The 13,561-nt window shown below is 69.3% G+C and carries 11 protein-coding genes and 1 pseudogene; 3 read left to right on the top strand and 9 right to left on the bottom strand.

From position 1 onward, the window contains the following. The 8 genes and pseudogenes from D471_RS0113255 to D471_RS0113220 all read right to left on the bottom strand — a co-directional run. A pseudogene (locus D471_RS0113255) lies at positions 1–182 on the bottom strand (alkyl/aryl-sulfatase); the annotation flags it as partial. 251 nt (positions 183–433) lie between these two features. Next, positions 434–2,434 carry a heavy metal translocating P-type ATPase gene (locus D471_RS0113250; protein WP_152486305.1) on the bottom strand — a complete coding sequence of 667 codons (2,001 nt, stop codon included), beginning with the start codon at positions 2,432–2,434 and terminating at the stop codon, positions 434–436. Between the two features lie 426 nt (positions 2,435–2,860). Beyond that, the gene (locus D471_RS39470) at positions 2,861–3,361 is read right to left on the bottom strand and encodes a hypothetical protein (RefSeq protein WP_152486304.1); all 501 of its coding nucleotides are present in this window, start codon (positions 3,359–3,361) and stop codon (positions 2,861–2,863) included. After that, positions 3,358–5,955, bottom strand: coding sequence for a hypothetical protein (locus D471_RS34295; protein WP_020380398.1), 2,598 nt, complete (start codon positions 5,953–5,955; stop codon positions 3,358–3,360). The genes D471_RS39470 and D471_RS34295 overlap by 4 nt, the downstream gene beginning before the upstream one ends. Then, positions 5,952–6,323, bottom strand: coding sequence for a DUF6507 family protein (locus tag D471_RS0113235; protein WP_017599054.1), 372 nt, complete (start codon positions 6,321–6,323; stop codon positions 5,952–5,954). Before D471_RS0113235 ends, D471_RS34295 begins: the two co-directional genes overlap by 4 nt. Further along, positions 6,320–6,646, bottom strand: coding sequence for a hypothetical protein (locus tag D471_RS34290; RefSeq protein WP_017599053.1), 327 nt, complete (start codon positions 6,644–6,646; stop codon positions 6,320–6,322). The genes D471_RS0113235 and D471_RS34290 overlap by 4 nt, the downstream gene beginning before the upstream one ends. Before the next feature lie 337 nt (positions 6,647–6,983). Further along, complete coding sequence (locus tag D471_RS0113225) at positions 6,984–8,399, bottom strand: DUF6177 family protein (protein WP_017599052.1); 1,416 nt, start codon at positions 8,397–8,399, stop codon at positions 6,984–6,986. 172 nt (positions 8,400–8,571) lie between these two features. Beyond that, positions 8,572–9,168, bottom strand: a complete 597-nt coding sequence (locus D471_RS0113220; RefSeq protein ID WP_017599051.1) for a TetR/AcrR family transcriptional regulator — start codon at positions 9,166–9,168, stop codon at positions 8,572–8,574. Positions 9,169–9,257: 89 nt separating this feature from the next. Here D471_RS0113220 and D471_RS0113215 point away from each other — a divergent pair, with 89 nt between their 5' ends. Then, on the top strand, positions 9,258–10,436 hold the full coding sequence (locus D471_RS0113215; RefSeq protein WP_017599050.1) for an FAD-dependent monooxygenase: 1,179 nt from the start codon (positions 9,258–9,260) through the stop codon (positions 10,434–10,436). 71 nt (positions 10,437–10,507) lie between these two features. Here D471_RS0113215 and D471_RS0113210 read toward each other — a convergent pair whose 3' ends face one another. Then, on the bottom strand, positions 10,508–11,269 hold the full coding sequence (locus D471_RS0113210) for a phosphatase PAP2 family protein (protein ID WP_017599049.1): 762 nt from the start codon (positions 11,267–11,269) through the stop codon (positions 10,508–10,510). A gap of 731 nt (positions 11,270–12,000) precedes the next feature. Between D471_RS0113210 and D471_RS0113205 the strand changes: the two genes are divergently transcribed. Beyond that, positions 12,001–12,684 (top strand): GntR family transcriptional regulator, encoded by a 684-nt coding sequence (locus D471_RS0113205; RefSeq protein ID WP_017599048.1) that lies wholly within the window; start codon positions 12,001–12,003, stop codon positions 12,682–12,684. Between the two features lie 481 nt (positions 12,685–13,165). Next, on the top strand, positions 13,166–13,561 hold a 396-nt coding region (locus D471_RS0113200; protein ID WP_017599047.1), incomplete at its 3' end, for a thiamine pyrophosphate-dependent enzyme.

Raw genomic sequence — 13,561 nt, 5'->3', positions numbered from 1 at the left:
CTCTGCCGCCACAGGCTCGGGTCGACGGTGTCGGCGCGCTCCCCGTCGAGGAAGGAGAAGGCGTCGCTGTCCCAGACCACCCTGCCCTGGTCGTCGCGGACGACGCCGGGGGTGAGGGCGGCGACGAACCCGCGGTCGGCGTCGTCGAAGTCGGTTCGGTCCTCGAATCTGAGCTCGGTCACGTTCTCCCCTTCACAGGCCGTCCGGGACCGTGGGCACGGGCCCGGCCCCTCCCCATGCTGGTTCGGGGCACGCCACGGATCCCTCCGCCGACGGGCAAGGGGACGGCAAGATCCGGTCGGAATCGGTACGGAGATTCAGCCCTGGTGTGAGGACCGGGACGACCGGCCGCCGACGGCCGAGGAAGAGCGGGCGGTCGAGATCCGGGGCCGTTCGAGAACGTCGGGTGGGGGGGACTGACGGGCGCCCCCGATCAGTCCGCCGGGCGCAGGTCCACCCGTCGCAGGAGTTGGGCGTTGAGCGCCACGATGATCGTGGACAGGCTCATGAGCACGGCGCCGACGGCGGGTGCCAGCACGAACCCGACCGGCGCGAGCACCCCGGCGGCCAGCGGCACCGCCACGACGTTGTACCCGGCCGCCCACACCAGGTTCTCCAGCATCTTCCGGTACCCGGCCTCCGACAGCCGCCGGACCGACAGCACCCCGCGCGGATCATCCGAGGCCAGGACGACCCCGGCGGACTCGATCGCCACGTCGGTCCCCGCGCCGATCGCGATCCCCACGTCCGCCCTGGCCAGGGCGGGGGCGTCGTTCACCCCGTCGCCGACCATCGCCACCAGGTGCCCGCGGTCCTGGAGGTCGCGCACCACGGCGTCCTTCTCGTCCGGCAGGACCTGGGCGAACACCTCGTCGAGCCCGAGCCGCTCCGCGACCGCGTCGGCCACGTTCTGAGCGTCACCCGTCACCATCGCCACCCGCACCCCGGCCGCCCGCAGCTCCCGCACCGCCTCCTCCGACTCCGGACGCACCTCGTCGGCCAGCGCGACCGCGCCGACGACCCGGCCGTCGGCGACCACGTGCAGCACGGAGTCCCCCCGTTCCCGCCACGGCCGGGTGCGTTCCGCCAACTCGTCGGGGACGGTCAGGTCCAACTCCTCCAGCAGGGACGGACCGCCGACGTGGACGGTGCTCCCCTCGACCTCGGCCCGGACCCCGCGCCCGGTGAGGGAGCGGAAGTCGGTCGCGGAGGGGACGTCCCCCTCCTCCTCGGCGGCCCGGACGATCGCCCGGGCCAGCGGGTGCTCGGAGTCGGACTCGGCCGCCGCCGCCAGGGAGAGCACCCGGTCGGAGGACTCCCCCTCCAACGCCGCGACGTCCTGCACCGCGTGCGTTCCGCTGGTGAGCGTGCCGGTCTTGTCGAACAGGACCGTGTCCACCAACCGGGTCCGCTCCAGGGCCAGACGGTCCTTGACCAGGATCCCGCCGCGCGCGGACATGGTGGTGGAGATCGCGATGACCAGCGGGATCGCCAGCCCCAACGCGTGCGGGCAGGCGATGACGAGCACGGTGACGGTGCGCTCGACCGCCTCGTTCGCCAGTCCGAGGGCGATCCACACGGCCGCCGTGAGCACGGCCGCGCCGAGCGCGAACCAGAACAGCAGGGCGGCGGCCCGGTCGGCGAGCGTCTGCGCCCGTGAGCGCGACGACTGCGCCTCGCCGACCAGCCGTCGGATCCCGGCCAGGGTGGTGTCCTCGCCGACGGCGTCGATCCGGACGCGCACGGAGGTGTCGGTGGCCACGGTTCCGGCGACCACCCGGTCGCCCTCGGTCCGCGTGACGGTGCGGGACTCTCCGGTGATCATGGACTCGTCCATGGCGGCGGTGCCCTCGGTCACCGTCCCGTCGGCTGGCACCCGGCCGCCGGAGCGGACCAGGACGGTGTCCCCCTCGCGCAGTTCGGTGGTGGCGACCTCCTCGGTACCGCCGTCGGCGTCGATCCGCTCGGCCGTGTCGGGCAGGAGCGCGGCCAGGGCCTCCAGCGCGCCGGACGCCTGCCCGAGCGCCCGCATCTCCAGCCAGTGGCCGAGCAGCATGACCACGATGAGCAGGACGAGCTCCCACCAGAAGTCGAGCCCGCGCCCGACGACGCCCAGCGTGGCGAGCAGGCTGGACACGAACCCGACGGTGATGGCCGTGGCGACCAGCGTCATCATGCCGGGCCTGCGGTCGCGGAGTTCGCCGACGACGCCGGAGAGGAACGGCCACCCGCCGTAGAGGTAGACGACGGAGCCCAGGACCGGCGCGACCCAACCGAGCCAGTCGGGAACCTGGTAGCCGAACCAGCCGGAGATCATGTGGCTCGTGAGCACCACGGGGAGACTGAGCAGCAGACTCCACCAGAAGCGGACCCGGAAGACCGCCGCGTGGTCCCCGTGCCCTTCGTGTCCCGATCCGTGTTCACCTGTGGACATGTCGACCTCCCCGGGCCAACCTACGGACCGGAGGAGGGCCGGACGGGGCTCCCACGCCGAGTCCGACATCGGAGCTCCCGGCTACCCCGCGTCGGCCGGGTCGGCGTCGAGCAGTCCACAGAACCGCTCGCCCTCGGTCAACTCAGCCTTCATCCACGACGTGCACACCGGGTGCTCCATTCACCGCAAACCAGGAAGAAAGTTCATCTCCAGCAAGAAGGTGAACTCCTCCTTATCCGATATCGACCGGACCAATTACCCAGCCTTCATCCCCAGAAAGATTAGCCCTCGAAAGTTTCGCCCGCGCCAGATTAACACTCCCCCTCGCCCCCACCCCCGAACCAAATACCACGCAGGTCAGACACCCGTAGATCTGCATCCCAGAAGTTCATCCTGCTTCTCTTGTTACGTTTCCCCGAGAGAGCCTCATCCATCGAAGGACGACAGAGATTCTTCACTCAGGTCCGACAGCGGCTTCAGTAGTCTGCACTTTTCCGGAGCCTTTCTTGGGATAGAGTACTCCCCGATCTCAATCGCCCCAGAGGGGCTGAGATTTACCACGCTCCCCCTCCTATAGATCAGCAACAACGGCTCGAAAGGATTCGCGAACCCGGGCATTTCATCACCCCGATCCAACAAAGCAGCAAAGTGCAGAGACCACTCTATCGTCTTGAATGTGTAGTATGTACCCCCCTCCGATATTGAGTTAACTACATCTCGAACCTTCGCCTCGGGCGCACGAAAACTTGGGTCAACAGACTCGGCGATATCATAAAATGGCCAAGCGGACTCCCTGTACTCCGAAGCCCAGAGTGCAGCTCTCCTCAGATATTCTTGAAAAAGTCGCACCTGGGATTTCCTCGAATCGGCCGAAGAATCCCACCTAATCCCCTTCGCCCAGTTGCAAAATTTATCGAACTCACTCATTTTCTATACCCCTCCAAGATGACCAAAGCAACCTCTTCCGCGTTTGTCAGACTCTCATTAAGAGCGATGTCGGGTTCATTCCACTGACCTCGGTAATGCCCGAAGGGATCCGCCTTCCCTTCGGACCGAGAAACATCATGGGCTCCGTAGTGCTCTGAGTTAGGCCTGTAGACGACCTCTTCATAGACGTCGTCCCACTGCCAATTTGATGGGTGCGAGGAATTGTACGGCATGCCCCACTCCATGAGCTTGCTCTCAATAGCCTCATGCTCAATCCATCTTCTGAAGAATTCTTTCTCAGAATCTGGAACCTTCCCCTGTGTTGCCTGCTCCCACCAGTTCGCAATGTGACCCATCGGAGTGAATCTACCCCGACTGACCTCATTTGCTCCGACGGCAACATCATGGTCCCTCAAAAAGATGTGCTCTTTAATGCGATTCACTACACCCTGATCGACACCTGTGAGTTCGGAAATGGCTTCAACATCACCGGTGGCCTCCCTGATTCGCTCATAAGCTTTAGCGTGTTCAACGCTATCAGGGATTTCAATGTATGCCACACCGTCTTCGTCAAACCATCTTCCGGAAGCATCTGTACTACCAAACTCAACAAGGTCACCCCACTTGTCCTTGACCATGGCGGGCTCAACTGTATTCGGATCGGGCCCGTCCGGTGATCCTGGTTTTTCCCCAGTATCCGTGCCGCCTGTTTCGGTTATAGATCGCGGCTCTTGCGAGAGCGCTCCCCCGGGAGAGAGCGTCTCGTCCTCATCCGGGGAAGGGGCGCGGTCGTCATCACCGCGGCCATCGTCGTCTCCGGTGCTGGTGCGGTCCCTGGGAGGCTGGTCGTCACCACCGTCACTGCCGCCGTCGGTGTCGGGTTCCGGGCTCTCCGACTCCTCGCGCGGGCCGTCGCCAGCCTCCCGGTCGCCCCGGCGCTCGGGCTGATCGGTGTCCTGTGGGCTGGGGGTGTCGTCGTCACGCGCCTCGGGATCGTCGCGTCGCTGGTCGGTGTCCGGGCGGGTCTCGGGCCGGTCCTCACCATCGGAGCGCTGATCCGTGTCCTCGTCGTCGGACCGGTTCGGTGGTCTGCCACCGCCCTGAGACTGAGCCCCCTCATCCGATCGCGGGTTGACCGGGTTCCGCGGGGGCGACGGCTCATTCCCACCCGTCGGCGCCGGGCCGTTCGGGTTCGGGGACGGCGTGTCCGGTCGGGGATCGGGACTGGGCCGGAACCGCTCCGGGTCCAACAGCGAATCCCGCACACCGTCCATCTCGCTGTCGAACCGCTCACTGGTGGAGCCGCCCCCGGCCCCGGCGTCCAACCGCTCCCTGACCGATGCGCCCCAGGAGTGTCCACCGGACGTCGACGGATCGTTCCTGCCCCGGTCGGAGAAGGAGCCGTCGCGGTCAGGGGGGACATCTATATCGATATCGGCAGCGGTCCCCAGACCCGACACGGTCTTGATGATCTTGAGCGGGATCCCTCCGGTGAGCATCACCGTGTTGAAGGCCGTGGTCGCCTCGTGGTACTCCGGGTCCTCCTCACGCCGGGACCAGGCGCTGAAACCCTCCCGGTACTCCACACCGGTGTTCTGGATGTTGTCGGTCCAGCGGTCCCAGGAGGCTCCCCAATAGGCCTCGTCCCGCCGGTCCCAGTCGAACAGCCACCCCTCCTCGTCGTGGATCCCCACCATGGCGGCCGTGTTCATCCCCGCGTCCCCGAGATTGACCCCGGCGTTGCGCACCTGGTCCCACGGAAGGAGCGTCCACCCCCGGTCGGGGCTCCACACACCCACGGTCGTCGCCAGTCCCACCCCGGTGCCCCACAGGCCGTCGACCACGAAGACGTCCCAGGCGGCCTGACCGGTACTGTCCTCGAAGGTCATGAGGGAGGGGTGGAACTCGGTTCCCGCCCAGGCCGTGACGTCGTCGAGCAGGGCCTCGGGGCTGGGAACGGTGATGTCACCGGCGCCCGGAGGCAGTCCGTACTCGAGGACGTCGGGGCCGTGCGCCGTGCCGGGAGCGGCGTAGCGGGTTCCACCGGACAGCTCGGCGATCGTGTTGGCGCACGCGATCTCCGCCTCGTTGAACGTCTCCCAGGCGGTGTTGACCTCGGACTTGAGACGGATGTTCTCCTGGATCGCCAGTGAGTCCGTCTCCTCGTCCTTGTCGATCCACCACCACTTCCGGTCGCTGTGCCGGTTGACGAAGCTCTGCGCCTGCATCCTGAGGTTGTTCAGCGACCGCCGCGCGGTCGTGGCGGCCTCGGCCAGGTCCTCCAACGCGCCCGCGACGGTGACTAGGTCGCTCTCGATGTCCTCGCCCCGGGTCACCATCGGGTTCATCTTGGCGAAGAGCTCCTCGCTCTCCGGCGCCTCGTAGTGGGCTTGCAGACCCTGCCACGTGGAGCGCATGTCCTCGGCCTCGGCCGCGAGGTTCTCCCCGCCGGTGCGCAGCTTCTCGGCGGCGAAGTTGAGTGACCAGGTGTCGGTCAGGGGGTAGGGGATGGCTTCCGGATCGATGAGGGTGAAGGGGCTGGGGTCCACCCCGTCCTGGGGGGCGGTGGGCTCGAAGCCTCCGGGCGTGGTCACACCGGGCCTCCCATGCGGGCGGGCCCGTCCTCACCCAGATCGAGGTTGGAGCCGGTTCCGGCCCTCCGTTGCGCCGTGAGCGCCATCTCCTCCTGGCCGTCCTGGTAGGCGAGGGTGGCTTCGTTGGCTCCCACGACGCAGGACAGGCCACGGGTGAGCATCGCGTCCGTCTCGCTGGTGAAGTGGCCGAGGAAGCTGGACAGGGCCTCCTCCACCGGAGGGCTCTTGGCGTTGGTCAGAGCCATGTCGATCCCGTCCGACGTGGAATCGACGGTCGAGGTGAAGCCGCCGCCGTCCAGGCCCAGTTGGTCGCTCACGTCGTTCACGAGGAGCGCCACCTCGTAGACGTTGATGTTCCACCGGCTCACCGGGCGCCTCCCTCACCGGAGGAGGTGAATCGGTGGGCGGGGAACTCGGGAACGGTGTCGGCCGGTGGGGAGCCCGTGTCGCGGGCCTCCGCCATGCTCTGCTCGGCGACACGGGCCCTGAGCAGGTCCAGCGAGGCGCGAACACCCTCCATCGGCCTGGCCATACGCTCGCGTACGGGTCGGCGGAGGACGTCGATCCGGTCCTCGATGCCGGTGGATCGGTACGAGTCCCGCACGTTCTCCACCGAAAGTGAGGAATGCTCACTTTGTTGTCCGGAGGAGACGACCCCTTCCTCTGGCGGTTCCACCAGCTCGAACTTCATTCCGTCGCTCCCCTTCGCCACTTTGCTGGCATTACATCCGCTTTATGGAGAATTCAGTAGCAGTATGCACATCGACGGTGACGGTCTCCCGTCGGTTCCGCCCCCGGGAGACGGTCATCCACACCAGGAAGCAGCAGTCCGATCAGCGCATACACCGAGGCACCGAGAATCACGGAGCCTTTCGGTGGCGCACATCACTTCCCTGGCCACATGTGGCCGCACCGCGCAACGACCGGAAAATCGACTCACGTCATTCGGGAAGGACCGTGCAGACGTGCGACCGCCGACACGGGACAGGCCCCCAGAAGCGCGTGGGGTGGACCTTTCGTCGCCCGGTTCATCCCCGGCCGGCGGCGGCCAGGTGCGCGGTCTGGCGTTCGACCAGCGCCAACCCCTTGAGCGGGGCCCCCGCGTCGCCCAACACCGGGTACCAGACCGCCCGCCGCTCTCCCTCGCCCAGGACGGTGCCCCTGATCGGCCCCGCCTGGGCATAGCCGTGGCCGACCTCCGCGAAGCGCTCGGGGCCGATCGCGAACCCGACCTGGACGGCCGGTCCCGCCCAGGTGGGCTCGAAGGTGGTGTCGCTCCGCCCCGCGAGGCGACGCACCCGCAGCCCGTCCAGAAGCCCCTCCCGCGCGAGCGCCTCCACCACCGCGGGGAGCTCCTCGAACGGGACGGTGTCCTCACCGGGGAAACCGACCACCATGGAAACCCGCTCCACGACGCCCCGCACCCGCCGACGGACCTTGATCTGCCCGGAGAACGGGTGCCCGACATCCAGGGGAGCGGTGAAGTACAGGATCGACGCCCGGGGTTCACGCCGACGGACGAACTCGGTCAGCTGATCCCGATCCCACGTCCTGACCGCGGGCTCGTGGGGACCCCACGCGACGGGCGGGGTCCCCGCCAGGTGCTCGGCCAGGAGCTCCGCGGCGCACCCGAGACGCGGAGTGCCCGGAGCACGGTGGAACACGGACACGTCCACCACGAGCTGCACCCCGGCGGGCTCGGACGCGTCCTCGACGAATCCCGGAACCGGTGTGGCGTCGGGTTCGCTCGCCCCCCAGTTCACCCCGACCGGTTCCCTCTCCGGACGGAACCCGTCATCCTCGTCCCAGTACACCGGCAACCCGGTGACGCCGTCGTAGTGGTCGCCGTCCTCGCCGCGTACCACCCACCGCCCCCACGGCCCGGTGAGGAGGGTCCGCGCCCCGTAGGTCAGCCGCGATGTCGGCGGCGTGAGCACCTGGAGCGCCTTCTCCCCGCCGCGCGTGGCCACCGCGTCACTCAGCCAGGACGAGAACGGCACCACCTCCCGGTCCTGGACGACCAGGAGCGCCCGGGTGGCGGTGCGCTCGACAGCCGGGTGCTCCGGCTCCTCCCAGAGCCCGAAGTCGGCCGTCCCCGACGTCCACACCGCTCCCCCGAGCCGCAGCGCGAGCCCGTCCGCGAAGCGGTGCGCCGCCTCCCGCCCCGCATCGTCGGGACGGGCGCGTGTCTCCACCCACCAGAACTCCTCCGGCAGACCGGCGACGACGTCCGAACCGAGTAGACGCACGACGTCACCCTGTTCCTCCACCAGGCGACCGGGTTCGAGGGTGGCCAGGAGTCGCTCGGCCCCGTCCCGGATCTGCAGGACGTGGGTGTCCTCGTGCCGATGGAGCCGCAGGTCCGAATCGACGTCCTGGAGGGCCTGGCGGATCGCCCGCTCGTCCGGCTCCCGGGCGACCAGCGCCACCACGTCGTAGCTCAACGGCACTCCTTACGGGGTGAGGTGCACGAGGACCGGACCCGCTGACCGGGGCGCGCAGCGGATCACTGTTCGCGAAGGAGCATAGCCAAAGCGTCATCAACCCCCCGTCTGCCCCCATATCCCCACCACCGCACCCGACTCCCCGCTGTGGGCCCGCCTCCGGGCGTCCCGGCTACCCCGCGTCGGCCGGGTCGGCGTCGAGCAGCCCGTCGAGCACGGCGAGCGCCGTCGTCCGCAGTTCCTCCTCCCCCGGCGGGGACGCCGCGCCCACCCCGACCAGCGAGTCGAACAGCACTCCCTCGGTCCACCCGAGGAAGGCGCGCGTGTGCCGTCTCGGGGTGGGGGAACCCAGCGCGGCCATCAGCCCGTCGAGCGTGTCGCGGAACCGCTCGCCCAGCCGGTCGTAGACCTCGCGCAGCTCGGGGTTGCGCGCCGCCTCCAGGGCCAGCTCGTAGCGGGCCAGCGACCGCTTCCGGTCCCGGGTGACGGACGTCCGCACGAACAGGGCGGCCAGGCGCGCCGTCTCCTCCCGGCTCACGTCCGCGAGCCGCAGGAGCGGCACCGTGTCCTTCTCCTCCTGCTCGACCAGCCAGGTCAGGGCGGTCTCGATCAGCCTCTGCCGGGTGCGCGCGTGGTACGAGGTCGACCCCGGCGGCAGTCCGGCCGCCTCGTCCACGGCCCGGTGCGTGAGCCCGCGCAGCCCCCGGTCGGCGATCAGCTCCAGCGCGGTGGCGGCGATCAGCTCCACGCGCTCGGTCGGGTTCGGCACGTGCCGACCCCCCTTTCTCCCATCGTCTCTACACCTGTAGAGTAATGGCTCTACGGGTGTAGAGGACACGTGTGACAAGGGGAGGCGCCATGAGGAAGGCCGTGGTCATCGGGGGCGGCATCGGCGGTCTGACCGCCGCACGCGCACTACTGGTGCGCGGATGGGACGTCGAGGTCCTGGAGAGGAACGACCTCGCGCCGGTCGGCGCGGGCCTGGCGGTCGCGCCCAACGCCCTGCGCGCGCTGGACACCGTCGGCCTCGGCGACGCCGTGCGGGGGCGGGCGGCGATCGGCTCGGGCGGCATCCGCAGCTGGCGGGGCCGATGGCTCCTGCCGACCAACGTCGCCCAGGTACGCGAACGCTTCGGCGACAGCATCGCCGTGGTGGCCCGCGCGGACCTGATGGGTCTGCTGACCGGCGGGAGCGGCGCCCCGGTGGTCCACACTCGCACCCACGCGGCGCTCACCGACGCGGGCGGACCCGACCGCCCGGCCCGCGTCACCTCCGACGACGGCCGCGAGTGGACGGCCGACCTGGTCGTGGCCGCCGACGGCATCCGGTCCGCCACCCGCGCCACGCTGTTCCCCGAACACCCCGGCGCCGTCTACTCCGGCACCACCACCTGGCGCCTGATCACCGAGGGCGCCGACGTCTCGGTGGCCGTCGAGTCGTGGGGGCCTGAGGGGTCGGCCGGAATCATGCCGCTCGCCGACGGCCGCGTGTACGTGTACGCCATGAGCCGCGCCGCCGCGAACGAGCGCGCCGCCGACGAACGCGCCGAACTCCTCCGGCGCTTCGGCGACTGGCACGACCCGATCCCGGCCGTCCTGCGCCGGGCGGCACCCGAGGCGGTGCTGCGCAACGACGTCTGGTACCTGGCCACCCCGCCGCCCGCCTACCACGGCGGCCGGGTCGCTCTGCTCGGCGACGCCGCGCACGCGATGACCCCGAACCTGGGGCAGGGCGCCTGCCAGGCGATCGAGGACGCCGCCGTCCTGGCCCACGCGGTCGGTGAGGGTTCCTCCGTCCCCGACGACCTGGCCGCCTACACCTCCGCCCGGCTCCCCCGGACCTCGGGCATGGTCCGCCGGTCCGCCGCCGTCGGGCGGATGTCGATGATCGGCAACCCGGTGGCGCGGACGGTGCGCGACAACGGGATCGCCCTCACCACCCGGCTCCTGCCCGGCCTGGTCCTCGGCGCCCTGGACGCGACCTTCGGCTGGCGTCCGCCGACGGACGGTGCCCGCCCCGCGCGGTCCGGGGCCTGACACCCCGCACACGGAAACGGCGCCCGTCGGATCTCCTCCGACGGGCGCCGTTTCCGTGATCGTGGGGGCGCTCACACCCCGGTGTCGATCGGCGCCTTCCGGCCGTACCAGGGCCACCACTCGACCGTGCGGCCGTGCGGGAACATCCGGTCCAGCCGAATGGTCACCCGGAGCGCGAAACCGCCCGCGACCATCCCCGCCAGCAGGTCCGTGAACCAGTGGAAGTGCAGGTAGACGGAGACGGCCGACTGCAGCAGGGCGATGCCGACGATGCAGTACGCCAACCGGCGGATGATGTGTGGTCGGGCCGCCGCGAACCGGATGATGAGGAACAGCACCAGACCGTAGATGAGGATGGCGTTGGCCCCGTGACCGGAGGGGAAGGCCACGTTGCCCATCCCCTGGAAGAAGTCCGGGTCGAAGTTCTTGGCGTGGCCCCGGTTGAAGCCCAGCTTCATCACCGACACCAGGGACATCATGCCCACGACCCCGACCGCGCCCAGCACGATCGGCCGCCAGCTGCGGTGCCAGTACGCGAGTTGGAGCGCGGTCACGGCGAGCACCGGAAGCGCGACCGCACGCGAGGCGACCGTGTCGGGCCAGTAGATGAGCGGTTCGCGCAGTAAGTCCCAGTAGGGACGCGGCAACTCGTTGAGGAAGACGTCGACCGGGTGCATCGGCCCCGCGGCCAGCATCGTCATCACGATGAGCGCCACCGCGAGCATGATCGCGATCCGGTCCGAGGCCAGCCCCCACGCGATCTCGCTCACACTCGGCCACTTGACCGCGCGCACGACCGGCACCCCCGGGGCGATGCCCGAGGTGCGCACCACCGGAATGGGACCGCTGTACGGCCCCGGTGCGGGGGACCGCCGCTGCCTGTCGTGTGCCTTCGTCACGTGGATGGACCGTGCGTGCCGGGTCCGCGAAGAGTGCGTCATGTGCTCAGTGCTGTCTCTCGGGGGCTCGCCTTGGCGCTCCCGGAGCGCGGGGGACGGGCTAGCCGCGGTTGCTGGTACTGATCCTGACGTCCTCAGGGCCGACTCGGGGCTCGTCGCTCAGGACGGGGCCCTGCCCCGCCACCCCGTTCGACGGCCGAACCTTGGAACCGGTTCACTGCGTCGTGTCCCGGTCTCGGGCAGGTCCGGCGTCCAAGGAACAAACTGGACGACTGTGGCGCCTGTGGGTGCGCTACACCTGTCAATGTGGTCATCAGCGCAGGTCAAGGCGCTATCGTCGGGTCCTTCGCCCAGGCGTGGGTCACTCCCCGCCGGGACATGTGTGCATGTTGCCGACAGATGAGCCTACCTGGACACTTCCGCCCAAGATCGCCCCGGCTTGCCAACCACACCCCCTTTCACCACGGACTTTGCCCCATGCCCCAGCAACGGCCGGGCGTGGTTCACTCTCGAGAGACGCGTTCGTGACGTTTCCGTTAGACGTTCGATGCCCGTGGTCCGCTTGACCCGCACCGGTGTGGCACCCTTCTCAAGGAGCTTGTACGACGCTGAGCGGACGGGCCCGCGTGCCCCTGCGCGCGGACCGAGGAACGGAAGGGCCCTGGATGGTCGACCTCCCGCAGTTGCCGGATGATCCCTCGAAGCTGGCCCGTGAGCCGCTCCGGGAGCAGATCCGGCAGGTACTGGTCGAGGGGCTGCTGTCCGGCCGCTGGAAGCCCGGGGAGCGGATCGTGGAGCGCCGCGTCGCCACGGAGCTCAAGGTGAGCCAGGCCCCGGTCCGCGAGGCCCTGCGTGAACTGGAGACCCTGCGCCTCATCGAGACGGTGCCGAACAAGGGCGCCCGCGTGCGCGCGTTCGGGGTCCAGGACATGGCGGAGATCTACCCCGTCCGCGCCGGACTGGAGCTCGTCGCCGCCCGCCTCGCGGCGCCCCGCCTGGCCGCGGACCCGTCTCCGCTGGAGCGGGAGGTGGAGGCGCTCAAGCGGGCCACCGCCCAGGGCGACGTCTCCGAGCAGATCCGGCACAGCGTGGAGTTCCATCGCGAGATCGTGCGCGCCGCCGACAACAGTGTGCTCCTGCACACGTGGGAGTCGCTCGGCGTGGAGGTGTGGACCGCCCTGTCCGTGCGCTGGCTGGACATGGAGCTGCACGCCAAGGCGGCCGACCACGACCAGATCACGCGCGCCTTCCGCGAGGGCGACCCGTCGGTGGGCGAGATGGTGAGCGACCACGTCCTCAACTACGTGGAGGCCGCCCTCAAGACCCACGGTGACGCCGTAGGCCACTGACCGGCCCCGGGGCCGCCTCCCCCGGACCGGGGTGACCTGCCCTTTCGCACCAAAGTTCGGAGATCTGCCGTAAAGTCGTATTGATCGATCATCGATCAGTCCGTAGAGTGTGCGCGACACACGTCACACGCACGTGTCCCACGGGCGCACGGTGTCGTTCATCCGGCCGGTGAACGAACCCGGGTGACCACGGGCCGCCGAGCCGACCGCCGGGGGATGCATAGGGCACCCCAGACCGGGAAGCAATGCGGTCAAGGGTCCGGGCGACAACTGCACACGAGACCCCACCATCGCTTCGCGTCCGGGGATGACGAGCCACGGTCCCCCGAACGCGCCCCGCGACAGCCACAAGAGCGCCGCCGCCGAATGAGCCCGGCGGCGCCCCACGCCACGGTCACGCCCGACAGCGGGCCACGGCGGGCCTCGCGCTCCGGCCCACAGGCCCGGGCGACAGGCCTTCTCGTACGTAGAAAGGCACACCATGGCTGACACGGCCAAGCCGAAGGGCGGCGCCGCCAGGTCCTCCGGATCCCGGCGGCGGGCCCGCAAGGACACCTCCCCGAGCCTCTCCAACGAGAGCCCCGACACCCTCCTCGACTACTACCGCCGGATGGTCTTCGTCCGACGCTTCGAGGAGCGGACCGCCCAGGCGTACACCCAGGCCAGGATCGGCGGCTACTGCCACCTGAACCTGGGCGAGGAGGCCACGGTCGTCGGCCTGATGACCGCCCTGAAGGAGACCGACTACCTCTTCACGAACTACCGCGACCACGGGTACGCGATCGAGAAGGGGATGGACCCCAAGCGGGTCATGGCCGAGCTCTACGGACGCAGCGACGGCGTGTCCAAGGGCTGGGGCGGCTCCATGCACATGTAC

The organism is Nocardiopsis lucentensis DSM 44048, from assembly GCF_000341125.1.
Lineage (GTDB): Bacteria > Actinomycetota > Actinomycetes > Streptosporangiales > Streptosporangiaceae > Nocardiopsis > Nocardiopsis lucentensis.
This window is presented reverse-complemented; position numbering and strand designations above follow the sequence as displayed.